This is a genomic window from Alicyclobacillus sp. TC (assembly GCF_016804365.1).
GTDB classification, from domain to species: Bacteria; Bacillota; Bacilli; order Alicyclobacillales; family Alicyclobacillaceae; genus Alicyclobacillus_I; species Alicyclobacillus_I tolerans.
Genome location: NZ_CP044434.1, coordinates 234680 through 259554, shown reverse-complemented (window position 1 = coordinate 259554; position 24875 = coordinate 234680). Strand labels below are relative to the sequence as shown.

At 48.4% G+C, this 24875-nt stretch carries 22 protein-coding genes; 5 read left to right on the top strand and 17 right to left on the bottom strand.

Going from position 1 to position 24875, the window contains the following annotated elements:
• Nucleotides 1–6: 6 nt before the first annotated feature.
• The 5 genes from purL to purB are packed head-to-tail and all read right to left on the bottom strand — an operon-like array spanning nucleotide 7 to nucleotide 5245.
• Nucleotides 7–2244, bottom strand: a complete 2238-nt coding sequence (purL, locus tag FY534_RS01295; protein WP_203114943.1) for a phosphoribosylformylglycinamidine synthase subunit PurL — start codon at nucleotides 2242–2244, stop codon at nucleotides 7–9.
• Nucleotides 2234–2920: a phosphoribosylformylglycinamidine synthase subunit PurQ gene (gene purQ, locus FY534_RS01290; RefSeq protein ID WP_072873968.1), complete on the bottom strand. Its 687-nt coding sequence runs from the start codon at nucleotides 2918–2920 to the stop codon at nucleotides 2234–2236. Before purQ ends, purL begins: the two co-directional genes overlap by 11 nt.
• Nucleotides 2917–3180 carry a phosphoribosylformylglycinamidine synthase subunit PurS gene (gene purS / locus FY534_RS01285; RefSeq protein ID WP_072873969.1) on the bottom strand — a complete coding sequence of 88 codons (264 nt, stop codon included), beginning with the start codon at nucleotides 3178–3180 and terminating at the stop codon, nucleotides 2917–2919. The genes purQ and purS overlap by 4 nt, the downstream gene beginning before the upstream one ends.
• Complete coding sequence (purC, locus tag FY534_RS01280; protein ID WP_072873970.1) at nucleotides 3177–3899, bottom strand: phosphoribosylaminoimidazolesuccinocarboxamide synthase; 723 nt, start codon at nucleotides 3897–3899, stop codon at nucleotides 3177–3179. Before purC ends, purS begins: the two co-directional genes overlap by 4 nt.
• Before the next feature lie 53 nt (nucleotides 3900–3952).
• Nucleotides 3953–5245, bottom strand: coding sequence for an adenylosuccinate lyase (purB, locus tag FY534_RS01275; RefSeq protein ID WP_072873971.1), 1293 nt, complete (start codon nucleotides 5243–5245; stop codon nucleotides 3953–3955).
• A 211-nt stretch (nucleotides 5246–5456) separates the two neighbouring features.
• Here purB and FY534_RS01270 point away from each other — a divergent pair, with 211 nt between their 5' ends.
• Together FY534_RS01270 and FY534_RS01265 are read left to right on the top strand one after the other, a co-directional pair.
• Nucleotides 5457–6242, top strand: a complete 786-nt coding sequence (locus tag FY534_RS01270; RefSeq protein WP_072873972.1) for a YheC/YheD family protein — start codon at nucleotides 5457–5459, stop codon at nucleotides 6240–6242.
• A 109-nt stretch (nucleotides 6243–6351) separates the two neighbouring features.
• Nucleotides 6352–7104, top strand: coding sequence for an exodeoxyribonuclease III (locus FY534_RS01265; RefSeq protein ID WP_072873973.1), 753 nt, complete (start codon nucleotides 6352–6354; stop codon nucleotides 7102–7104).
• A 65-nt stretch (nucleotides 7105–7169) separates the two neighbouring features.
• On the opposite strand, the gene FY534_RS01260 is transcribed toward FY534_RS01265, so the two are convergent.
• From FY534_RS01260 to FY534_RS01205, 12 genes are all read right to left on the bottom strand, one after another.
• A complete protein-coding gene (locus FY534_RS01260; RefSeq protein ID WP_072873974.1) occupies nucleotides 7170–7475 on the bottom strand; it encodes a Dabb family protein in 306 nt (101 codons plus the stop codon).
• 23 nt (nucleotides 7476–7498) lie between these two features.
• Complete coding sequence (guaA, locus tag FY534_RS01255; RefSeq protein WP_072873975.1) at nucleotides 7499–9037, bottom strand: glutamine-hydrolyzing GMP synthase; 1539 nt, start codon at nucleotides 9035–9037, stop codon at nucleotides 7499–7501.
• 91 nt (nucleotides 9038–9128) lie between these two features.
• Nucleotides 9129–11399 carry a DUF4129 domain-containing transglutaminase family protein gene (locus FY534_RS01250; protein WP_072873976.1) on the bottom strand — a complete coding sequence of 757 codons (2271 nt, stop codon included), beginning with the start codon at nucleotides 11397–11399 and terminating at the stop codon, nucleotides 9129–9131.
• Nucleotides 11386–12612: a DUF58 domain-containing protein gene (locus tag FY534_RS01245; protein ID WP_072873977.1), complete on the bottom strand. Its 1227-nt coding sequence runs from the start codon at nucleotides 12610–12612 to the stop codon at nucleotides 11386–11388. The genes FY534_RS01250 and FY534_RS01245 overlap by 14 nt, the downstream gene beginning before the upstream one ends.
• On the bottom strand, nucleotides 12612–13586 hold the full coding sequence (locus FY534_RS01240; protein WP_238413606.1) for an AAA family ATPase: 975 nt from the start codon (nucleotides 13584–13586) through the stop codon (nucleotides 12612–12614). Before FY534_RS01240 ends, FY534_RS01245 begins: the two co-directional genes overlap by 1 nt.
• Before the next feature lie 188 nt (nucleotides 13587–13774).
• On the bottom strand, nucleotides 13775–15403 hold the full coding sequence (gene groL, locus FY534_RS01235; protein WP_072873978.1) for a chaperonin GroEL: 1629 nt from the start codon (nucleotides 15401–15403) through the stop codon (nucleotides 13775–13777).
• 29 nt (nucleotides 15404–15432) lie between these two features.
• Entirely contained in the window at nucleotides 15433–15717 is a 285-nt protein-coding gene (gene groES, locus FY534_RS01230; protein WP_072873979.1) for a co-chaperone GroES, read from the bottom strand.
• A 168-nt stretch (nucleotides 15718–15885) separates the two neighbouring features.
• Complete coding sequence (locus tag FY534_RS01225) at nucleotides 15886–16527, bottom strand: molybdopterin-guanine dinucleotide biosynthesis protein B (protein ID WP_072873980.1); 642 nt, start codon at nucleotides 16525–16527, stop codon at nucleotides 15886–15888.
• Nucleotides 16520–17458, bottom strand: coding sequence for a molybdopterin-binding protein (locus tag FY534_RS01220; protein WP_203115496.1), 939 nt, complete (start codon nucleotides 17456–17458; stop codon nucleotides 16520–16522). The genes FY534_RS01225 and FY534_RS01220 overlap by 8 nt, the downstream gene beginning before the upstream one ends.
• 116 nt (nucleotides 17459–17574) lie before the next feature.
• Nucleotides 17575–18201, bottom strand: coding sequence for a molybdenum cofactor guanylyltransferase (locus FY534_RS01215; protein ID WP_072873982.1), 627 nt, complete (start codon nucleotides 18199–18201; stop codon nucleotides 17575–17577).
• On the bottom strand, nucleotides 18186–18791 hold the full coding sequence (locus FY534_RS01210; RefSeq protein WP_072873983.1) for a 5-formyltetrahydrofolate cyclo-ligase: 606 nt from the start codon (nucleotides 18789–18791) through the stop codon (nucleotides 18186–18188). The genes FY534_RS01215 and FY534_RS01210 overlap by 16 nt, the downstream gene beginning before the upstream one ends.
• A 36-nt stretch (nucleotides 18792–18827) precedes the next feature.
• Entirely contained in the window at nucleotides 18828–19754 is a 927-nt protein-coding gene (locus FY534_RS01205; RefSeq protein WP_072873984.1) for a phosphatase PAP2 family protein, read from the bottom strand.
• A 160-nt stretch (nucleotides 19755–19914) separates the two neighbouring features.
• Here FY534_RS01205 and FY534_RS01200 point away from each other — a divergent pair, with 160 nt between their 5' ends.
• The 3 genes from FY534_RS01200 to FY534_RS01190 all read left to right on the top strand — a co-directional run bounded on the left by FY534_RS01200 (nucleotide 19915) and on the right by FY534_RS01190 (nucleotide 24856).
• Nucleotides 19915–21894: an ABC-F family ATP-binding cassette domain-containing protein gene (locus FY534_RS01200; protein ID WP_165611974.1), complete on the top strand. Its 1980-nt coding sequence runs from the start codon at nucleotides 19915–19917 to the stop codon at nucleotides 21892–21894.
• 98 nt (nucleotides 21895–21992) lie between these two features.
• Entirely contained in the window at nucleotides 21993–23678 is a 1686-nt protein-coding gene (locus FY534_RS01195) for a spore germination protein (protein WP_203114941.1), read from the top strand.
• Nucleotides 23675–24856 (top strand): Ger(x)C family spore germination protein, encoded by a 1182-nt coding sequence (locus tag FY534_RS01190; protein WP_072873985.1) that lies wholly within the window; start codon nucleotides 23675–23677, stop codon nucleotides 24854–24856. Before FY534_RS01195 ends, FY534_RS01190 begins: the two co-directional genes overlap by 4 nt.
• The last annotated feature ends 19 nt before the right edge of the window (nucleotides 24857–24875 follow it).

Here is a 24875-nt window from a genome sequence, read left to right as displayed (position 1 = left end):
CGCGCCTCACCTCCAAGATTGGTTCATGTTATTTTCCAGCGCTGATGTGTAAATTTTCTTTAACTCATGCAAATTAGCCTGAATAGCTGGCGATGATTCACCGTCTATAGAAATGACCAATTCACCACTGCTATTTGTTTCTCCCAAACGCAAAAGCGGCGTGTGGAGAGTGAAAGCTAAATCTTGGAGCATGTTTTCTTTGGAAGCCTGAACAGCTATCAAGAAACGACTCTGAGCTTCTCCAAACAGTACTCCGGGCAATTGAAATCCTGCTGGCAAGCTGACTGTCATACCAATCGGAGCTGTTTCTTCCACCATTTCAACAAGCGCTACTGCTAAACCACCCTCACTGATATCGTGAGCCGCTGTAATTCCTACTTCGCGAATGGCACGTTGAACAAAACGCTGCACCTTGACTTCCGTTGCCAAGTCAAATGAGGGAGCATCTCCTGCGGCTTGCTGAGCTTTCATTTGCCAGTACAGAGAGCCATCCAAACCATCCGACAAATTCCCCACCAGATAAACGGCCAAACCCGCTTCCGAAAATTCGGAAGGTGTCGCCAACTGACTGTTCTCCACCACACCAACAACGCCGACGACCGGAGTGGGATAGATATCTTCTCCACCAGTTTCGTTATAAAAAGAAACATTGCCGGAAACTACGGGTGCAGAAAGCGCTCGGCAAGCCTCACTCATGCCTTCAATAGCCTGGGAAAACTGGTACATCACTTCAGGCTTCTCGGGATTGCCGAAGTTGAGACAATTGGTGATAGCCAGTGGCACACCGCCTGCTGCAACGACATTCCGGCAGGCTTCAGCTACCGCAATGGCTCCACCAACGCGAGGATTCAAATATACATAGCGGCCATTACCATCAGACGCCATAGCGACAAGTTTCTCGCTGTCCGGCACGAGTACCAGGGCTGCGTCATAGCCAGGTCCAAAGACGGTAGAAGCCCGCACACTTGTGTCGTATTGATGATAAATCCACTGTTTCTTGGCGATTGACGGATGTGCGAGCAACTTCTCCAGTTCCAACTGATAATTGACCGGATCCGGTGGTAAAGCGACATGAGCACCTGGCGGCTCGTAAACAGCCGCAATTTCACGGTCATAAACGGGCGCTTCATCCACCAACAAACGCACAGGCACATCAGCCACAACTTCGTCGTGAAAATACAGACGAAGACGTCCGTCATCTGTGACTCTGCCCACTTCTGCCACTTGCAAATCCCACTTGCGAAGAATCTGGAAAGCCAGTTCTTCTTTCCCTTTCTCCATGACCACCAACATGCGCTCTTGTGACTCGGAAAGCATCATTTCATAAGGTGTCATCCCTGCTTCCCGACAAGGAACGCGATCGAGCATCATCTCTATACCACCGCCAGCTCGACTCGCCATTTCAGCAGAAGACGATGTCAATCCAGCAGCCCCCATATCCTGAATACCAACTACTGCGCCTGTCGCCATTAGCTCCAGACAAGCCTCCATGAGCAACTTGCCCAAAAAAGGATCGCCCACCTGCACAGCGGAACGCTCTTTGGCGTGCGGATCTTCCGCAGATGCGAATGTCGCACCGTGAATGCCATCTCGACCCGTACGACTACCAACAACAAAAACTGGATTTCCTACCCCGCTCGCCGCGCCTTTGACAATTCTGTCTGCTGGTAACTGGCCCACACACATGGCATTGACGAGTGGATTGTGTCGATAAGACGGGTCGAATACGGCTTCCCCGCCAATGGTTGGAATCCCGACGCAATTGCCGTATCCACCAATTCCAGCAACCACATTCCCGAATAAGTAGCGCGTATGTGCATCATCAAGCGGCCCAAAGCGCAGCGAATTCAAGAAAGCAATGGGTCGCGCTCCCATAGTAAAAATATCTCGCAAAATGCCACCCACACCTGTAGCGGCGCCTTGATAGGGTTCTACGGCCGAGGGATGATTGTGGCTTTCCATTTTGAAGGCAATGCCAATACCGTCGCCAATATCCACAACACCCGCATTTTCACCCGGTCCTTGTAAAACCTGCGGTCCGTCGGTAGGAAATTTTTTGAGATGAATCCGCGAGCTTTTGTATGAACAATGTTCCGACCAAAGGACACCAAACAATCCTGTTTCGAGATAATTCGGTAGGCGTCCAAGTTTTTCCACAACTTGCGCATACTCCGCATCAGTCAGTCCAAGCGAACGATAAATTCCTTCACGTTCTATCTGCTCTGCTGTAGGTTCAGTGTGCATGTGCGCCCTCCCGTTCTGTCACGTATTGATGAATGGAGCGAAATACGCCCGCTCCATCGGTAGAACGCATAAAATCGGCTACCGCCCGCTCTGGATGCGGCATGAGACCTAGCACATTGCGTTCTTTGCTAAGAATCCCCGCAATACTTTCGGACGATCCGTTTGGATTGTCGACATAACGAAACGCGACTCGATGGTCTTCCTGCAGTTCATGAAGAATAGCCGAGTCAGCAAAATATCGCCCTTCGCCATGCGCAATGGGGATACGTAATATATCTCCTGGCTGATAAGCTGCCGTAAACGGTGAACGATTGGTTTCCACACGAAGTTCCACCATTTTGCAATGAAAATGCAAGTCGCGATTTCGCAGCAGTGCTCCCGGTAACAGATGAGCTTCAGTTAACACCTGAAATCCGTTACATATACCAATAATCGGAGTTCCTTGTACCGCCTTGTCGCGCACCGCTTTCATAATCGGCGCAAAACGCGCAATAGCTCCACTTCGCAAATAATCTCCGTAAGAAAACCCTCCTGGCAAAACAATCGCATCGTAATCTGCTAATGACGTCTCTTGATGCCAGACCAGCGTAGCTTCATCCCCTGTTACACGAATAATGGCTTGTTGCGCATCCTCATCACAGTTGGAACCAGGGAAGACAATAACCGCCCATTTCATGCTTCCTGCCTCGCTTCCAAAGTGAACGTGTACATCTCCATAACAGGATTGCAGAGCACATCGCGGCAAGCTCGATCAACCATAGCTTCCGCCGATTCCTGATTGTCTGCTGTCACTAAAAATTCCATGGATTTGCCTATACGCACTTCTTCAATACCCGCAAATCCAAGTGTCAAAAGCGCCTTCTCCACCGCATTACCCTGCGGATCAAATACGCTCGGTTTCAACCAAACGCGCACTTGCGCTCGATACGTTGTCATGATTGAGCACCTCCTGTTAACAATCGACGCAACATTTCTTGATACGCTTCTTCCACACCGCCAAGATCGCGCCGAAAACGATCCTTGTCCAATTTTTCACCTGTCTCTATATCCCAAAAGCGGCAAGTGTCTGGAGAAATCTCATCTGCCAGAAGAATTTGTCCATCCTCTGCAAAACCAAATTCCAACTTAAAATCCACCAACTGTACACCCAATTGCAGAAATTGAGCAAGCAGCAAGCGGTTTACCTCCAGAGCCCGATTGCGAAGTTCTTCCACATCTTGCGGTGTTGCTATATGCAAAACTCGTATGTGGTCTTCTGTCACTAGCGGATCTCCCAAAGCATCATCTTTGTAATAAAATTCCACAATAGGTTCATCCAAATGTGTTCCTTCAACCAATCCCAGTCGCTTGGCCATACTACCTGCAGCCAAGTTGCGCACCACCACTTCGAGTGGAATAATCTCGACTCGACGCACCAGGGTTTCGCATGCCGACACTTCCTCGACAAAATGATTGGGAACCCCGTTCTTTGCGAGATATTGAAAAAGCAAGTTGCTCATACGGTTGTTAATCTCGCCTTTTCCTTTAATTGTTCCGCGCTTCTCTCCGTTAAAAGCGGTAGCGTCGTCTTTATAGCGAACCAGATAGTAGTCTGGGTGATCGGTTGCAAATACTTTTTTTGCCTTGCCCTCATAGATCTGCTCCAGTACTTCCATATACGCGCAAACCTCCTTCGCAAATTGGTGAAAACCCTGTGGTGGGCAACATCTTAAATGCCTAGACGCTCTAAAATCATATCCACATGTTTGGTATGCCAAGCCGGGTTGAAACACTCGTCCAGTTCTTCCGGCGTCAACAACTCGCGAACCTGGGGAACTGAAGAAATGATGTCTTTAAAAGAACGCCCTTCTTCCCATGCTTGCATGGCGCGAGGTTGGACAATGTCGTAAGCCTCTTCGCGCGCCATCCCCTTATCAATCAGCATCGTTAAAACACGTTGCGAAAACGTCAAGCCATGCGTACGTTCCATATTGCGCAGCATGTTTTCTGGGAAAACTGTAAGATCTCCTAAAATCCGGTTCATTCTGTTCAACATATAATCCAGCAAAATGGTAGCGTCCGGAAAAACAATTCGTTCAACGGAGGAATGACTGATATCTCGTTCATGCCACAAAACAACGTCTTCCAGCGCCGGTACCACATAGCCGCGCAAAACCCGAGCCAATCCCGAAATCTGTTCGCAAGAGACAGGATTTCGTTTATGTGGCATGGCGGAAGAACCTTTCTGACCTTTATAAAATGGCTCTTCTAACTCGCGAATTTCCGATTTTTGAAGAGCCCGAATTTCTGTTGCTATTTTGTCCAACGTAGTTCCTATGAGAGAAAGGGTAAAGAGAAATTCTGCATGTCGATCGCGCTGCAACGTCTGTGTAGAGATTGGAGCAGGTTTAAGACCCAACTGCTCACAAACAAACTGCTCTACAAACGGATCGACATTAGCGTAAGTCCCCACTGCGCCTGAAATCTTTCCGTAACGCATCCGTTCAGCAGCAGCTTGAAAACGCTCCATATTGCGCAGCATCTCTGCGTACCAAAGACCAACTTTGAGTCCAAATGTGGTAGGTTCAGCGTGAACACCATGTGTACGTCCCATCATGATGGTATGGCGGTGCTTGTCCGCAAGTTGGCGAAGAGTGACTAACAGGGTTTCTATATCTTGAGTTATCAACTTGACGGCGCCTTGTAATTGAGCTGAGAGAGCAGTATCCACCACATCCGTGGATGTCAGTCCATAATGCACCCATTTTCGCTCAGGCCCCAGTGATTCTGAAACAGCACGTGTAAATGCCACCACATCGTGTCGTGTTTCCTGTTCAATCTCCAACACTCGATGGACATCAAAACGCGCGTTGTCACGAATTTTCTGAGCATCTTCACGAGGCACCACTCCAAGGCGTGCCCACGCTTCCACTGCCAGTTTCTCAACCTCCAGCCACCATTCCATACGCGCTTGAAGCGTCCACAAGTTTGCCATTTCCGGCTGCGAGTAGCGATCGATCACTCTTGTTCCCCCTCATAATGGCCATTTTACAGTTGGCCCTGTTCCTCTCTATGTTACCACGAAAAAACTTAAACCCGAACATTTTTTATAAATTGATACAGAATGTTCGCCATTCATGGCTCTATAGGTTTGTCTACACAATTTTGCCTTTTTGCCGTTCCCTCATGCGCTAATGCAACATACGATGACCATTGTCTGGGGGAACTGACCGATGCATAACAACCGAAAACCTGAGATGGGAAAGTATCTTTTGTGGCAATACTTTCGTCGACACCCATTTTTGCGATCTTATTTGCCAGAAACACGCCGCTATTCATTCGGCGCACTAAAGCATTTTCTCAACCGCTATCAGGCAGTGTATATCAAGCCATCAGCAGGCTCACGCGGACGTGATATTTATAAAGTTTGGCAAGCCAAGCGAAGGTTTTGGTTAAAAGAAACGACTCATCCGGCAATGGCTTTTACTTCTATAGAAAAACTTCACCTTCACTTGCAAAAAACAGCCCTTCGTCGGGAACGTTATATTATCCAACAAGCTATAGATTTGGCCGAATATTTGGGTTCTCCTTTTGATATTCGTTCGATGGCACAAAAAGCAAAGCCGGGTGGTCGCTGGTTGTTCTCTGGGATGCTGGCAAAAGTGGCTGGTAAACACAGCGTCGTCACCAACGTTGCTCGCAGCCACGGCTATGTGATAACAGTCGATGCCGCTTTACGTCACAGCTTTCACTGGGACAGCCAAAAGATTGCTAACGTCAAGAAAGAAATGATTCAAATTACACTACTCGCTGCAAAGCATCTGGATAATTATCAAACTTACCGAGAACTCGGATTGGATATAGCCTTAGACTCATCAGGGCGAATTTGGATTATAGAGGAGAACACAGGTCCTAGTCATGCGCTGTTCGCACGCCTTCATAGTGACCTCTCTATGTATAGACTGATTCAACGGCGCAGTCGCGCTTACCGATTGGCCAAAAAATCACGACGAAAGTAGTTTGTGGTAGAAAATTACAACCAATCAGCCAAATCTTCTTTTTTTAGAAGCAGCCGAGATCGTACAAATCGGTGTATGATGCTTTTGACGCACAAGGAGGCTGGCATGGTTGAAACTGGTATCATGGAATGTCAATGGTTTGCGCGCATGCGTAAATAAAGGTTTTCTGGATTACTTTCATCACATCCAAGCTGATGTCTTTTGTATACAGGAAACGAAGTTGCAGCAGGGACAAATTATATTAGATATAGGCGATACATATCAGACATATTGGAACTATGCTGAAAAAAAGGGCTACTCTGGAACCGCCATATTTACAAAAACCCCCCCTCTGTCTGTCTACTACGGAATTGAACAAAACCTAGAACCTGAAGGGCGCATCATAACATTGGAGTTTCCATCTTGTTATGTTGTCAACGTTTACACCCCTAACGCCAAACGCGATTTGTCTCGTTTGGCCTATCGATTGGAATGGGAGGACAGGTTTCGTGCGTATTTACTGAATCTGGATGCCATCAAGCCCGTCATTGCGTGTGGTGACTTGAACGTAGCACACGAGGAAAAAGATATTAAGAATGCCAAATCGAATCGGGGGAACTCGGGTTTTACTGACGAAGAACGGAACAAAATGACTCTGCTACTAGACTCGGGCTTTACCGATACTTTTCGCTATCTCTATCCGGATCGGACGGAAGCCTATACATGGTGGTCGTATATGCCTAAAGTACGCGAACGTAATATCGGTTGGCGAATTGATTATTTTTTGCTATCCAACCGCTTGCGAGATCGGATAATGGACGTTCAAATCGATGCTCATGTATACGGAAGCGATCACTGTCCAATTGTGCTCGACATGGCTTAATTTCTCCGTTCTGGAGTGTCCACTATATTGTCTTAATATCATGATGAAGAAAGGGAGCGCCTGTATCAGACGTTCCCTTCCGTTTCAAAATCGATGACTATTAAATCTTCCATTCCTAGTTGACGAAGATGTTCCACATAACTTTGATGTGCAGGATGTGGACCGTAAGCAGCCAACGCTTCTCGATTCACAAATTGTACCGTCAATCCAACATTAAAACCTCGTCCACGACCACTGAAGTCTCTCCCCATCTGCATGCCAAGAATACCGGGAATCTCTTTGGAGAGTTTGCTTGCGCCTTGCTCGACCATGCTCCATGTTTCATCATTCAGCGTTTCTCTAAATTGAAACATCACCATGTGTTGAATCATGCGAGAATCTCCTCTCCTTGACTTTACTCCCATTCAATCGTTGCTGGAGGTTTGGAAGTGATATCATAAACCACACGGTTAATTCCCGGTACCTCGTTAACGATGCGAGTTGAAATACGTTCTAGCACGTCATATGGAATACGCGCCCAATCCGCCGTCATTCCATCTTGCGAGACTACACCACGCACAGCTACTGTAAATCCGTACGTCCGTTCATCACCCATAACACCCACAGAACGATTTCCGGTTAAAACAGTAAAGTACTGCCAAATCTCTCGATCCAGTCCAGCTTTAGCAATCTCGTCGCGAAGAATGGCATCTGATTCACGAACAAGAGACAACTTTTCTTCATCCACGTCGCCAATAATTCGAATAGCAAGACCGGGACCCGGAAAGGGTTGACGATGCACAAGCGCTGCGGGTAATCCAAGTTTTTCTCCTAACGCCCGCACTTCATCTTTAAACAATTCTTTCAACGGTTCAACCAATTCAAAACGTATATCTTCCGGCAATCCACCCACATTGTGATGCGACTTAATCGTAGCCGCAGTCGCTGTACCTGACTCCACAATATCCGTATAAAGGGTTCCTTGAACCAGAAAAGAAAATGGTCCGAGGCGCTCTGAAGCTTCCTCAAAGACACGAATAAACTCGGTGCCAATCAACTTTCGTTTCTGCTCCGGATCGCTAACTCCTGTCAATTGACCAAGGAACCTCTGGCGAGCATCAATGCGTTCCACATGCACTCCCAAATCGCCAGCAAGTGATTCCATCACCTGTTGAGATTCGCCTTTTCGCAAAAGACCGTGATCGACAAAAACAGCCGTCAGTTGCTCACCAATGGCGCGATGTACCAACGCTGCCGCAACTGCCGAATCCACGCCTCCAGAGATGGCGCAGAGCGCTCGTTCACCACCTACACGCTGACGAATCGCAGACACACTTTCGGAAATCAAATTGTCCATTGTCCAATCGCCGCTGCAACCACAGATTTCAAAGAGGAAATTTCGCAACAAATCGAGGCCGTATTCACTATGGCGCACTTCCGGATGGTACTGAACAGCATAAAATTGCCGCTCTCTATGACTCATGGCAGCAATCGTTCCATTATCTGTGCGAGCGTCACATTGGAAGCCCGGCGGTACAGCCTGAACGGCATCCGTATGGCTCATCCAGACTGACTGTTGTTGAGGCAATCCATTAAAAAGTACAGACGGCTCTGGCTCTAGTCGCAATTGTGAGCGTCCATATTCGCGAACCAGTCCACGATGAACCTGCGCTTCAAAATGTTTAGCCAATAATTGCATACCATAACAAATACCCAAAATGGGGACGCCAAGTTGATAAACTTCCGGTGTTACCGTTGGTGCACCTGGTGCAAAAACACTATTAGGACCACCACTAAAGACAATGCCCTTCAAGTTGCGCGCTCGCAACTCTTCCACACTGACTGTAGGTGTCAAAAGTTCAGAGTACACTTGCATATCGCGAATGCGGCGAGCAATCAATTGATTGTACTGACCGCCAAAATCAATCACCACTACCGTTTCATGCTGGGACACTTGTGATTTCCACTCCCCTGGTGTCACGATGTCCACTGTGTATGGACAAGCGCTGATTCGCCCCTCATTCTACAGAGTGCAAGCCTAATGGTCAACGCGTGCGCGCATTGCGGCGGCGACCTTTTTTCGTACGCCTGTCAACGCCAGCATAAAAAAGCTGCCACAATTCCAACAGACGCTCTCTCTTGCGACGTCCGAGCGGTTGTTTGCCGTACCAGTGAAGCTCCAATGTCCGCACCAATTCCAGCATACCTTCCCGACCCGCGCGTGTACGCTCTCCTAATTGAACGAGATCGCGCAAAGTAGACTGGCGATGATTCGGCAACCACCCAACTCTTTGCAAATGCCGAATTAAAACGACCATGGGCCGAGCAGATAGTTTGCCATCAGACGTCTGCCAGTCACGCAAGGTGCGTTCCGGGCGACGACGGCGCAATCCCCAGAAGATGATAACCACCATGAGCGCTGCCAATCCTACCAGCGAGATCAGTAATGCCAACCAGGGAAAAGTAGTGCCTTGAGATGAGACAGACGCCTTGACTGATGGGAAGCGTGCGCCAGGAATAGGAATAGCCCGTCTTCTTGTGGATGTTGGATTCTGTTGTTTCATGGCAGGACTACTCGCAGGCGTTTTCGCATAGCTCGATCCTAATCCAGTCAAACCCGCCGTTACATTCGGGGCAAACGGCATATGGTAGGAAGGCGTAGGATCAAAGGGAACCCATCCATAGCCTGGAAAATAAACCTGGACCCAAGAATGGGCATCGCTCTCACTAATTTGATAGGTGGGCATAGAACCATTGTCTCCAGAGGAAATTTCCTGACCCGCTGTAAATCCAGTAACCCAGCGCGTTGGAATTCCTACTGTACGTAACATGACGGCCATGGACGATGAAAAATTATTACAATACCCCCGCCGCGATTGAAACAAAAATTGAGCTACATAATCTTGATGCGGACCCGGTATGGGAATATTTTGCGTATGGTAGCTATAATGCGTTTGCAAATAATGCATAACATCCATCACAGCACTGTATTCATTGGCCGATCCGGCAATAATTTTTTGGGTTAATTGATATACCGAACGCGGCAATTCAGCAGGCAGTTGCAAATCATGCTCTGCCACCGAATCGGGAAGTTCTATATTCAATCCATTTAATGAAATTGGATGTTGAGCCAGAGTTTGATAAGGATGAACCAATTGCTCACTGACTACAGTATAGCTACTATCTACCGGAAGTTGTGGCGCATAAAGATTTCCTTGTAAATGATCGAAAACAAAAGCGGGGACCTGCATAGGGAACTGTATGACCTTTTTTAATAAATATCCAGCTGGCAGCACATGGGTAGGCAGAGATTCAACCAATTGTATATTTTGGATATTCTCGCGTGTCTGAAACTGCTGCAAGGCATCAGATGTCCCGCCGTAGACAACCTGGTTTAACTTGACGTTGCTGGCCTCATTGCCATTGATGCCTGCACTGATCCAACCGTGTCCAGTATACGTCGATAGAACCTGACCTTCGATATAAGTCGGAAAGGACTCCGTAATGTCAAGCACAGGCGTATCATTTTCGACAAAAGGACCTCCAAGCCGGCTGTCGTTTAACTGATAACCGACAAAATGTTCCGGTGTCTGCTGACTGCGTCCAACCCCAGACGGTGTGGAAGTTATCCAATGTTGCAATGGATTAGGCCAGGCCGCCTTCGGTTTGGGTAAGGCAAAAGCAACACCCGCACAACAAACAAAGAGCAGAATCATGGGGGTAAACAACCGCAGTCCCCACAATCCAAACATCTTTCCTTCAGCGAATATTGGACGCAGCCCATGCAAACTGAGAACGATTGCAAAAAGCAAGAGCATCCATACAAGTTCTATATTGGGATGGACTTTGGTATTGCCATCTATCACTCCAAGCACCATTACACCCAGCAAATTATAGAGAATCCACAAACGGCGATGCTGACTGGCATACACAATTAACCAAAAGAGAACAGCCAGCAAAAACAGAAACAACTGAGTGGCAAGCGGATCGACCAAATGATGCTGCTGAAGGAGCCACAACATTTCTTTTCGCTCACGTTTCAGAAGCTCGCGCAACGCTGTAAACCCGGCATGGTTGGTATAGTAAGAGAAAGTGTAGGCATAGGAAGCGAGCAGGCTGATAACTGCACGCAAAAGTCGAGACGGAAAGAGGGTGACGATGGCAAGGGGCAACAACAATATCCAGAAAGAAGCGGGAGTGCGTAAGAGTTGAAGCGCAGCCATAGGCGGCAAAAAGAGATAGAGCCAAATAGCCGCCAGGCAACCCATGGCCAAACGGACACCCCGCGATACATGAGCCACTTTAGTATCGCTCACGTCCTAGCCCCTCCCTTCCTGCTTGAATAGACTGCGAGAGCATGGTTGTGGCTGGCACCTGGCGTACACGTACGCCAAGTTTTGCTGCTTGTTGAACACAGCGCTGTGTGGCTGGGCTTACATCCGCATAACCCATCGGTATTATCCATTCTATAGGATGATGTCGCCGTACGGACGTCAGCACTTGCATGACTTCTTCTGTCAACGCTGGTGAAATAATCACCAGCGTGCTACCAGCAGCAGCTAAACTATCCAGTCGGCGCAACGACACAGCAAATGGCGTTGATTCTCGCGGTTGAAGTTCTGCGAGCTTGTCCATCGCCCGAATCAATAAAATGTCGCTCGATCCGGTTGGTAATAAACAAGGTGCTCCCAAGTGATACAGCAGCGTGAAACGCTGTTGCCGCTCCTTTGCATAGCGCATCAAACTTGCGCAAATTTCCAAAGCTCGCTCAAACGTCTGCCCGGGTAATGTTGCGTACGACAAAACAGCGGCATCAATGACAAATGTGAGATGAATGGTTAACTGCCTTTCAAATTCTTTCGCTTGCAGCATATGACGCCGGGCAGTAGCGGGCCAGTGAATTCGGCTGAGCCTGTCACCTGGCTGATAGCTGCGAACCCCCACCACACTACTGGCTTCCTCGGTCCGCTGTCGGATAGTCTGTTCAGCACCACCCAGTTCCGTAGCAAGCGGTTTCCAATCACGCACTGTGATAGATTTCGGCACCACCAGCACACGCTCCATGTACGGTTGTTCAAACCGTAAGCTCTGCCAGCCAAAAACATCCTTCGTTTCTATGGAAACTGCAGAAAATGTGTAAATGCCTCGGGCTGCATTGTCAAGAGTAAATCGACAGGAAAATTGGCGAGACAAAAGTGGCAACCGTATCGCTATCCATTTCGATGGAAGGTTAGCCACCGTGCTTTGTGTCTCTACGGAGAGGCGCACCCAGAGGAGTGGCCAGAAACTTTTGCGTTCAATTTGACACTCCAGTTGGAGCGATTGTCCAGCAGTCAAACGGTGCGTTGAAATGCGACAGTCCACGTTTACCCCATTCAAAGAGAATGCACTTGTTCCCCATTCGTATAACGAGAGAAAAGAAGCGCTATAAAAAAGAAACCAAGAAAAAAATCCTCCCTGAACGCGGCTAAAGACATAAAGTGCGGCCAGCAAAATCAAATTGAGACCCACAGCCACGATTTGACGCATTAAACCCTGGCCCCCTGTAGAAAAGGAATCGCAACCCGGGCCAGCACCTCCTCAATCAACACTTCCGTTGTTTCACCATTCAAACGTGCTTCTGGAGCAAGAATGAGACGGTGACTCAACACGTAAGGAGCTAAATAGCGAATATCGTCTGGCACTACATACGTTCTTCCTGAAACAAACGCCAGTGCCTTGGCAGCTTTTTGCAGTGCAATCGCCGCACGTGGTGAAGCGCCAAGCAACAATTTGTCCAACCTTCGCGTATTTTGCACAAGAGTGACAATGTATTGCTGCAATTCTTTTTCCATATGCACAGCCGTGGCTTCATTCCGCCAGTTGAGTACATCTGTGGGACTCGCCACAGGTGAAAGATTTTTTAATGGCGAACCAGCACCATGCTTCTGTAAAATAACGAGTTCTTCTTCAGGCGATGGATACCCCATGTGAATTTTCATCATAAAACGGTCTAATTGCGCTTCGGGAAGCGGGAACGTCCCTTCAAATTCAATTGGATTTTCTGTAGCTAGCAGCAAAAAAGGGGAAGGCAACGTATACGTTTCTCCGTCCACCGTAACCGCTTCTTCCTCAAGCGCTTCAAGCAGGGCGGACTGCGTTTTGGGGGATGTACGGTTGATTTCATCTGCCAGAACCAACTGGCCAAAGATGGGCCCCATACGAAATTCAAAAGTTTGCGTTCGTTGATTATAAATAGATACGCCCGTGACATCCGAAGGTAAAAGATCTGGTGTAAACTGAATTCTTTTAAAATCACAACCCAGCAATTTAGCCAATGACTTGACCAGCATCGTCTTGCCCACACCAGGAACATCCTCAATCAAGCAATGGCCGCTGGCCAAAAGTGCCGTTAAAAGCAATTTCAAAACCTTTTCCTTGCCCACAACCACACTCGCCAATCCGTCTTTAAGCGGAAGCAGCAGTGGATTCCACTCTTCTGTTTCGATCCGTTTTTCTTTCACAGCCGCGTCCCCTTCCTCATCATTCACTTCCAATCTATCACAAATTCACATCCCTGCCGACTGAAAGATTTCGCAGACTAGTAGATTCGATTTGGCGGTAACAAGCACAGATACTCTTTCCATAAAAAAATCGGCGCCCATCAGGGACACCGATTTTTTGGCAGACAACCAAACCAGTCTGCACAAAATTACATCATGCCGTCCATACCGCCCATGCCGCCCATGCCGCCGCCAGCAGCTTTTTCTTTCTCCGGCTTGTCGGCCACAACAGCTTCGGTGGTAAGGAACATTGCAGCCACGGAAGCAGCGTTTTGGAGAGCAGAACGCGTTACTTTAGCCGGATCGACAATACCTGACTTAATCATGTCAACCCATTCGCCTGTAGCTGCATTGTAACCAAAGCCAACTTCCTCTTTCTTGAGGCGGTCAACAATGATGGAACCTTCGACTCCAGCATTGTCAGCAATCTGGCGAACTGGAGCTTCCAGAGCTTTGCGAACCAGGTTGAGACCCGTCAGTTCGTCGCCAGTAGCCTGCACTTTGTCCAAAGCAGCAATCGCATTGACCAACGCAGTACCGCCACCCGCTACAATACCTTCTTCGACAGCAGCGCGAGTTGCGTTGAGCGCATCTTCAATACGCAACTTTTTCTCTTTCAACTCGGTCTCTGTAGCAGCACCAACCTTGATGACTGCAACGCCGCCGGCCAATTTAGCCAAACGCTCTTGAAGTTTCTCGCGATCGAAATCAGAGGTGGTTTCTTCAATCTGAGCTTTAATCTGCTTAATGCGAGCTTCAATTTCAGTCTTGTCGCCATTGCCGTCCACAATGATGGTGTTCTCTTTGGAAACACGCACCTGACGAGCGCGACCCAGCATATCCATCGTGGTATTCTTCAGTTCAAGACCCAGTTCTTCAGAGATAACTTGGCCACCGGAGAGGATAGCGATGTCTTGCAACATCGCCTTACGGCGATCACCAAAGCCAGGCGCTTTGACAGCCACAGCTGTAAAGGTTCCACGCAGCTTGTTGACAACCAAAGTTGCCAGTGCTTCGCCTTCTACGTCTTCCGCAATCAAGAGCAGCGGACGTCCAGACTGAACCACGCGCTCCAAAACGGGCAGGATTTCTTGGATATTGCCGATTTTCTTATCAGTGACCAGAATGTAGGGTTCTTCCAGAACCGCTTCCATTTTGTCCGTGTCAGTAACCATGTAAGGAGAAATGTAGCCGCGATCAAACTGCATACCTTCAACGACTTCAAGCTCCGTGGTAAAGCCTTTGGACTCTTCCACTGTAATAACGCCGTCTTTGCCAACTTTCTCCATAGCGTCTGCAATCAATACGCCAACTTCTTCCGATCCGGCAGAAATTGCAGCCACTTCGGCAATGTTCTTGCGGCCTTCGACAGGTTTGGAAATGCGCTTGATTTCTTCTACAGCAGCAGCTACAGCTTTTTCAATACCACGGCGAAGCACCATGGGGTTTGCGCCAGCAGCTACATTCTTCAAGCCTTCACGAATCATGGCCTGAGCAAGTACAGTCGCTGTAGTGGTTCCGTCACCCGCTACATCGTTCGTCTTGGTAGCGACTTCTTTGACCAACTGTGCGCCCATATTTTCAAAAGCGTCTTCCAGTTCAATTTCTTTTGCAATGGTGACACCGTCATTGGTGATGAGCGGCGAACCAAACTTCTTCTCAAGCACCACGTTGCGGCCTTTAGGTCCAAGCGTAACTTTTACAGCGTCAGCCAAAGCATCGACACCGCGGAGCATGGCGCGGCGAGCTTCTTCGCTAAACTTGATTTCCTTTGCCATTCAAAAGTCCCTCCCTGTCTCGTTGCAGATTACTTTTCTACAATCGCGAGAATGTCGCTCTCGCGCAAAATCAGCACTTCCTCGTTGTTCACTTTCACTTCTGTCCCAGCGTACTTGGAGTAAATGACGCGGTCCCCAACTTTGACGTCAAGCGCAATGCGTTTGCCGTCTTCATAACGGCCCGGACCCACAGAAATAATTTCACCCTCTTGCGGCTTTTCCTTGGCATTGTCCGGCAGGAAAATTCCGCTGGCGGTTTTCTCCTCGCGTTCTACAGGACGCACCACGACGCGATCTGCGAGTGGCTTCAGCATGTGAACACCCTCCTTGATTGTCAACATCATTTCATTTGTTAGCACTCAATCAACCTGAGTGCTAACACCAGTGAATATGATAGCGACTTAAGCCCATCTTTGCAAGGCACTCAACAAAAAAAATTAGGTTTTTTGAAAATCATAGAATTCTACTATTCCATACTCATCTCACATTGACTCCCAACCCAGCGCCTCAAGCAATTGTCGTGGCTGGTCTGCCGGCAGAACAGGCAGGCCCAAAAAAGCAGCACCACCAGCAATCGTTTGGCTGGATATCAGGTTCATATCTCCAAAACTACACTCCTTGTCCAACTGGCTTTCAGAGTGATTCCATAAAACAACTGCGCGCAGATTGCTCATGGGAATACGCAATAATTCCAGCAGACGTCGCTCATCAGGCGCTATAGCTAATTTTGGCCAAGGCGCATCTTTGACGCCTTCGACCAATACAAATTGCGGCCGTTGACACTGCATCGCAAGCCGTTCCAGCCAATAGTTAGCCTGTTCAACCGACGATACTGGTGAGGAAGAAGCATGCTGCGCCAGGCGCTGATAGTAAAGGCTGTGACCTGCAGCAAAGAGGACAGTGGAAGCCGCTCCTGCACGCGCGTAGACATCCGTATCACTGCCCGGCTTCTGCCAGTCTGGCCATACTTCTTCTGAATAGGACTGCTCTAAATGTCCATCATGCTTGAAAACAGCCACTCGCTGACCTTGACTGGCAAGATATTGGACAAGCCGGCAAATCAAAGTAGTTTTCCCATACCCTGAAAAGCCAACGATACCCGCTACACGCATTTCATCAGGCATTCAGCCAGCCACCTACTCCCAACTGCGCAATGTCTTTCTTTGTGATGGCAATACCCGCCAAAACGCGCGGCAGAAGCAAATCAAACGAAGTTTTACTGTCAAAAATCACGGCACCCGGCAGACCAAAGATAACCGTTTCACGCAGATAGGCGAGCATCAGCATAGATCCGGGCAAAACAGGCGTACCATAGCTCACCACTTGACTTGCACTATTTCGAATGGCCAAAGGTGTTCTGTCATCCGGATCAACCGACATGCCACCTGTCACACAAATCAGAGTGGCTCCTGCAGCATGCGCACTGCGAATCGCTTGTTCAATATCTGACGTGTCGTCGCCCACAAATACCTGCTGTGCTATACCCAGACCATAGCGGGCCATTTTTTCGCGGAGAATCGGACCTGATTGATCCTGCACACGTCCGCTGGCAATTTCACTGCCTGTGGTGACTAAATGAATACATTGCGGCTTATACGGAAGCACATCTATCATCGCCATACCGCCTACCGCTTCTCTTGCCGTACGTTCCACATGGGCAATCTTCTCTTCAGCAATGACGAGCGGGATTGGCCTGAGTCCGGCAACCGATTCTCCCGCATCCACATGCGAATATGGTTTCTTCGTCGCAATAGAGATTTCGTCGATCTCGTTCATTTCCGTGACTCGACGCTTATCCACCCAAAGCATACCGGAAGTGGCTGCCTTTAAAACGACCTTTCCCTCATGTACAGGTGCAAGAAGAACTCCCTGGCCCGCCAAAGCAGTAGCCATGCGAACTGCCGCCTCGTCTTCATGCAGTTCTCCTGCATCTATCTCCATGACATAAATATGTCGCTTACCCATATCATAAAGGCGGGATATATCTTCTTCTTGAATCACATGCCCTTTGCGAAAAGCAGCTCCCTTAAATTTTCCAGGTACAATTTGCGTCATATCATGAGCCAAAACCAGGCCAACCGCCTGTTCAACCGGGACTTCCCGCAACTTCAATCTTCTCCCTCGCTTTCAGAAGCCAAACGATACCAGCCGTTCATATAGACCCGGAGAACCTACTCAATCTTTCTCGCCATACTTTGAAGTTGGATATGCTGCAGCCAAGCTTGATAATCTTCTGGTGTATGAATAGGACGCAATCCCCAGTCATCGACACAATCCTGCCATTCCTGTACATGAATCTGTTGCAGAACTGGCAAAATCCGCTTCTCACCGCGTTCTGCCGCCTGGCGTAAGAGCATTCCTACATGTGGCCGATAAATAGCTACAAGCGGTTGCCAACGCCCTTCATAGACTGCCATCAGACCCTCTATATGGGATGGAAGGCTTTGAAAGAGGGTCCACATTTGCTTCAGGTATAGCGCTTGCAAACCCGGCAAATCCCCCGCAAGCACTAAATAGCCTTTGACATGAGGCAAATCCTTTTCCGGCCAAGCATTCGCTAGCGCCTGTAATGGACCCTGATAGGCTTCCCGATCGCGCTGGTAGACAATGTCCGCAGGCCACGTCTGCTTCATTTCCCTGGTTCCACCAATGATTGTAACTCTCTGAGCCACAGCATACGCTTCTTGAACGACATGACTTAAAACCGTATCTGCCTGGCCTGGAATACGCAACAGGGACAGCTTGTCCACACCCATGCGCAGGCTTTGTCCACCAGCCAGAATCAAGGCATGCAACATGATACCACTCCGTTTTCGTCAAGCAGCATATCCATGCGTACATCATGCGCTTCTGCTGGCAAATCTGCTACTCGTTGCACTGCATAGAGTACACCTATTTTCAATACGCTAGGCGGCAAAACAGCCAAAACGCGATCGTAATAACCGCCACCATAACCCAGACGAACTCCGCTTTCCGTAAAAGCGAGGCCTGGCACCAGAAGCAGAGCAAAATTTTGCGGTTCTACAGCGTTCTGTTCATTCCGCAAAGGCTCGCGAATCCCATAGTGTCCTGTTTGAAAATCTTCTTCCTTTGCAGCACGATAAAAACGCATCTGCCGATTTTCTTCAGATTCCACTGCCGGAAAGGCAAAAATCCATTTTGCAAGGGATGGACGTTCTAACAGAGAAAATAGATTCACTTCTCCGCGCATGGACCGATATAATCCTATAGAATGCGGCACAGGCCAAGAGCGGGAAAGCAAGAAAGACTCTAATATCCCGCATATTTGCTCGTCTTTGTACTGCCTTTCCGGTACAGTGAGTGTCTGCCGAAGGCGAAGCATCTGACTACGCCAACGCTGTTTGTCTTCCCTCGGATTCACTGCCACTTTAATCTCCTTTGAGCAAGCTCAAAAAACATATTTTCATGCTGTCGTTTGATTTCTTGAAGCATAGATTCCAGCCAACTGAAAGAGTAGTGGTGCAACAAATGTGGCAAACAGTCCCATTGCAGTCGTTTGTGCCACCAGTCCAACGCCTGTTGACCACGCGACATGAGCAATTACACTTTTCATTCCCCATTGTACCCCAATTAATCCTGCCATGCCGATGATGCTGGCCGCTACTCGCTGCCAGATACTTTTTCCGCTGACGCTGCCTACAAAACGTTCTTCCAAGACTGCCCCAACGCCCATGCCGAGTAGAAAACCACAATACTGTTGACCACTTGCTGTCTGTTGAAAACTGAGCAAGACCAGTGGCAAAACTACTGCTGCCGTCCACTTCCAGGAAAAAGGCACTTCACGGTAACTCCACCACGTTCCTATACTCCAGCCCACATAGGCAAGAAAAAATCCAAGCGCCCAGCCTACGATTACATCTAAGGGCCAGTGCAAACCTAAATACACGCGCGACCAACCAATCAGTGCCACCAAGAGTATACCTATTGCCCAGAGTACCTTGCGTTTGAACCAACGTCCAAGCAGCGTCCAGAACATCATCGTACCCTGTGCATGCCCGCTTGGCATAGAATAGATGGCATCGCCTATGGAGCTTGTATACCCTGAGCGAATACCGGGCACGCCAATGGGACGCACCCAACCGAAGCTCGTTTTTAACCAACTGTTGACGGCCATGCCCAAAACAAACACGTACGCCATTCGCATTCCAAACTTGCGATTCACAGACCAATATAAAACAGGCAACAAAAGCAGGTAAAACGGTTCTAGACCAAGCCAAGAAAGCATGCGCGCCAGGCTATCAAGATGCGGCGAAGCGTGCGATTGAATGGCTACTATCCATCGATACTGCCAGGCAAATCCGTATGGCAGCGGAAAATTGGTTTGCACCATGAGAATACCCTCTCCTCGCCCCTTGTCAAACAACGATTGATGGACATTCAATGTGAAACAACTTTTCCAGGCGCTTCTGGAGGCGTACACTAGAAAGCGCACAAACGGGACAGCACACTGGATGGGACAAGAGAATTCTATGCATCATGGAGGCCAGTTCATGATAGTTTTGCAAACAAACCGAATTGCTAAATCTTTCTCTGGTATAGATATCTTGCGCAATATTTCTTTGACGGTGCAAGAAAAAGAACGTCTTGCCATTGTTGGCGCCAACGGTGCGGGAAAAACCACGCTGTTGCGCATTCTGGCGGGCGAAATTACTCCCGATAGCGGTTCTGTCGCCATTGCCAACGGAGCCAGCGTCGGCTACGTTTCCCAATACGCCGGCAAGGCCGAAGCGTCGGACAGCGTATATTCGTTTGTGGAAAAAGCTTTCAGCGAGATCCGCCAGATGGAACAGAAATTGCGCCAAATGGAAGCGCAGATGGCCGATCCTGCCCTGCAAGAGAACCTTCACAGCTACAACATGCTTATGGAACGCTATGCTAACCTACAAAAATCATTTGCAGATGCTGGTGGCTTCAGCATAGACGCCCAAATTCGCCGAATTCTGCACGGCATGAACTTCCCACCAGAAACGCATACGCTATCCGTAAGCAGTCTGAGCGGCGGCCAAAAGACGCGCCTTGCTCTAGCCCGGCTGCTTGCCGCTCAACCCAGTCTGCTTCTGCTGGACGAGCCCAGCAACTACCTGGATACAACCACACTCCGTTTTCTTGAAACCTATCTTCAGCAGTACGAAGGAAGCGTCATTGTCGTTTCGCACGATCGCTATTTTCTCGATGAGGTGGCAACCGCCATTTTCCATATAGAGCATGGCACTGGTAAACGCTATCCTGGCAATTACAATTATTTTGTGGAAACCCGGGCTTTGGAACTGGAGCAGCAGAAAAACGCATATGAAGCGGCACTGAGTGAACGACAGCGGCTTGAATCGTTTGTACAGAAAAATATCGCCCGCGCATCGACCACCAAACGGGCTCAAAGTCGACGCAAATTGTTGGAACGGATGGGGGTGCTGCAACCTCCTGACAGCCAATCGCCAAAGCTCGCCCTGCAATTTTCAGAACGCCGCCCATCTGGCAAAGATGTGTTGGAAGTCCATGATTTACAGATTGGCCACAATCAAACACCTTTGACAGCACCTATCCATTTCAGCATTCGACGTGGGCAGCGTGTTGCTCTGCTTGGCGAGAATGGTGTGGGCAAAACTACATTGTTGCGCACATTGGCTGGCGAGCTGCTGCCTTTGGCGGGGCAAATTCAATATGGAACTCATGTCGATCTCGGTTACTACAGCCAGGAACAAGAAAATCTGAATCCCCAACAGACCGTCCTGGCGGCAGTATGGGATGAATTTCCCCATCTCGACCAAACCACAGTGCGAACTGCGCTGGGGCGCTTTCTCTTTCGTGGTGAAGAGGTAGAGAAACTCATAGCGGGTCTATCTGGTGGAGAAAAGAGCCGAATCAATTTGTGCCGCTTGATGCTCCTGCAAGGTAACACGCTTTTACTCGACGAACCCACCAATCACCTTGATTTGTTAGCCAAAGAAGCGTTGGAAGAAGCGATGGAGGACTTTACCGGCACGATTCTGTTTGTCTCCCACGATCGATACTTTATTGATGCTATGGCTACTCATGTGGGTGTTCTTACAAAAGATGGACTCGTCTTACACGAAGGGAATTATACGGATTGGCTTGCGCGCGAAAAGGCGATTCAAGAAGCTGCCGAAGAACGTGCTAGAGAAAATCAACAAATAGCGTTCAACGAGCGCCAAAAGAACGCAGAGAAAAATTCGCTAAAAGAAATTCCAAAAACGCGCGTACGTTCCGCCGATCTCAGACGTGCCAGAGAGCGTGTGGAAAAATTGGAAAACTTGATTGCAGAAGCTGAAACTCAATTGGAAAGCTGTTTGCAGCAACAAACGACTGTCACGCTGGAACAGCAATGGACGGAACTCGAACATTGGCAGCGTCAAGAAAATGAGATTCGTACTCATCTTGCAGAACTCATGAAAGATTGGGAGCACGCACAGATACATTTGGAGGAGTTGGAGCGTCTTAACCACAACTGGTAAACCATGCATAAAACGAAATCGTCCGTGACACGCTAACAGCGAATCTTTGGCTTGGTTCGGACTTCGTCCAAGCCAAACAGATCGGATGGTGAACGTCAGTGTGGTTTCCTGGTAAACGTCCGCACACCGCTTCACGCAAGCAGAAATTTTTTTCCCATCAGATTAATGTCGGATCGGAACCTTTGCGAAAAAAACACCAAAATCCGTTTGATGCTGTGGTGCCCCACCCTGCTGAAGCTCCACACTATCACGGACAATTGAATCAAGCATTGGAATATTTCCACAAACGACTCGGTCATTCAGACGATTTTTTTGTGCGTCCTTTCAAAATTATGGGTCGTTCTTCTGCACTGCTTTTTTTAAGTACCATCACAGATAACCAACAGTTGGAGGTGTTGCTCCGTTCCATTCTACAACACCGCTTTCCATCCAAACGACCGCGTAATCTTTTGCATTACCTAACAGATTCTGTCATCTCGAATAGTACTATCCTCTATAAAGACAATCTTTTTGAGCTTTCTGAAGACATCAACAACGGCTCAGCCGTCCTTTTGATTGACGGTGAAAAAAGTGCACTGGTCATTACCGTCAAGTTTATTGAACACCGTACGCCAGACCAACCCTACATTGAATCCACGGTGCGCGGTGCGCAGGTTTCTTTTGTGGAAAATATCGACATTAACATTGGTGCCATACGCGTTTGGATGGCAACAGAGTCCTTGACCATCAAAAAATTTAAAGTTGGCTACCGCAGCCGCCGGGAAGTTGCAGTTTTATATTTATACGATGTGGCGAATCCTGTCGTGGTAGATACCATTCTGAAACGAATTGAATCGATACACGTGGATGTGGTTACACAAAGCGCCGAGATTGAACAGCGCATCAGCGACCACTCTTGGTCGCTATTGCCCATGACACGCGTCACGCAGCGTATCGATTCAACCATCAAAGAATTGAACCAAGGTAAAGTGCTGATTATAGTTGACGGTGACCCAAACGCCCTGTTGGTGCCAGCCACATTTCAGGACTTTTTTCAAACTGAGGAAGATTACGGACACATTTTTTATGAAGCTATGTTTATTCGCTATCTTCGTGTCATCTCATTCTTCTTCGCGCTCTTTCTGCCTGCGCTTTATATTTCATTTGTCGATTTCAATCCAGAACTGTTGCCCAAAGTCCTTGGTATTGCTATAGCCAAATCACGCGAAGGTGTGCCCTTCCCAGCTACCATTGAAGTCATGATGATGCAGGTGGTCATTGAAATTTTGCGCGAAGCTACTTTGCGCATGCCCAAACAGATGGGACAAACCATTGGTATTGTCGGCGGTTTGGTGCTTGGTGAAGCGGCTGTGCAGGCAGGACTGGTTTCAAACATCTTGATTATTGTGGTCGCACTGTGTGCCATGTCTGTCTTTGTTACGCCCAGTTATGAATTTAGTGTCGTTCTGCGCTTGGGGAGTTGGATCATGATTATTGCCGCTACCCTGTTTGGCCTATATGGCGTGGTACTTGCTGCTATGTGGGGCATTATAGAGTTAGGAGGTATGAAATCGTTTGGCGTCTCTTATGTCGATCCGTTTGGCGGTGAACACATCATGGACGTTTTTATTGACTCCTTCATCATTCGTTTGCCTGTACACTTGATGCGCCAACGCACATCCCATCTTCATCCCCAAGATGGCACAGGTGCTGTGGACGTGAAGGAGTTGCCCAATCTGCACCCACAAGTTGAGAAAAGCAATCGGCAATTCAATGACTGGAAACGAAGAAGGCGACAACCATGAACAGACGCTGGCAAAAAATCCTCACTCTGAGTTTCACTACAGTCATACCCCTTTTTCTTCCAGGATGTTGGGATTACCACCGCATCAATGACCGAGCGCAGGTGATTGGCATTGCCGTAGACGCTGTTCCCAAACAGCCGCAGCTGATTCAATACACCTTTCAAGTTCCGCTTTTCTCCGACCCGGAAAGCCGTGGCAAAGTGGGGGGCATTCGAGCAGGCGAGGGCGGCAAGCAACCAAGCGCAACAAACGCATCGAGCGACAAGTTTCGCAATTTTACTGAAGTTGCACCCACGCTCATGCAAGCGATTACCCATGCCCAGATGCATTATGACCGCAATTTTTATTTCAATAATTTGGAATCTGTCATTTTATCTGAAAAACTGAAAACATCTACCATTGAGAAAGTATTGGCAGCGCTGATGCGCTCAGGCAACATCGACAAAATGGCCTTTGTAGCATTCAGTAGAGAACCGGCAAAAGACATTTTGGCAGTAGAGGCATCTTCCCCTCCCGCTGATGTGATGGAACGCACACTGGCAGGAAATTTGAAACAAATCGCCTATGTAGCCCGTACACGACTCTGGGAATACTGGCGAGATTTTGTCTCCATTGGTGTTGATCCACATGCGCCGACTGTCAAAGTGGACACCGACGGAAACTTGATGTTCAGCGGCCTTTATGCTGTAAACCGCGGTAAACAGAGCGTGAATTTGACACCAGAGGAAACTATGATGTTCAACCTTATCAACAACCAAATTAAAAACGCATCACTTTGGGTGAATTATGGTGGACAGCCGTTTGAACTGAGTTTTATGCGCGGCTCGGGGCGATTTTTTGTCACCAACGTCCCTTCCAGCCATCCTGTTCTGCACATTCGCGCCACCGTACACGCGCAATTAGCCCAAGATCCTAGTTGGGGATTAGAAAATGTTTCCCAAAAAGAATTGTACCAGGATGAATGGCGGGCTTCGCAACAAATGGATGAAGAAATCCGCGCCACCATTGAAAAATTGAAAAACAAGGATTTAGATATTCTGGGCTTTGGTCAACAGGTGAGTGTCTTGCATCCTCGACTCAAATCATATATCGAGCACGATTGGGGACGAGCTTATAAACAAGCTCAAATTGATGTGAAAGTGCGGATGCTTATCAACTACAAAGGTAGTCTCATGTAGAACAGAAAGGGTGGAGTCG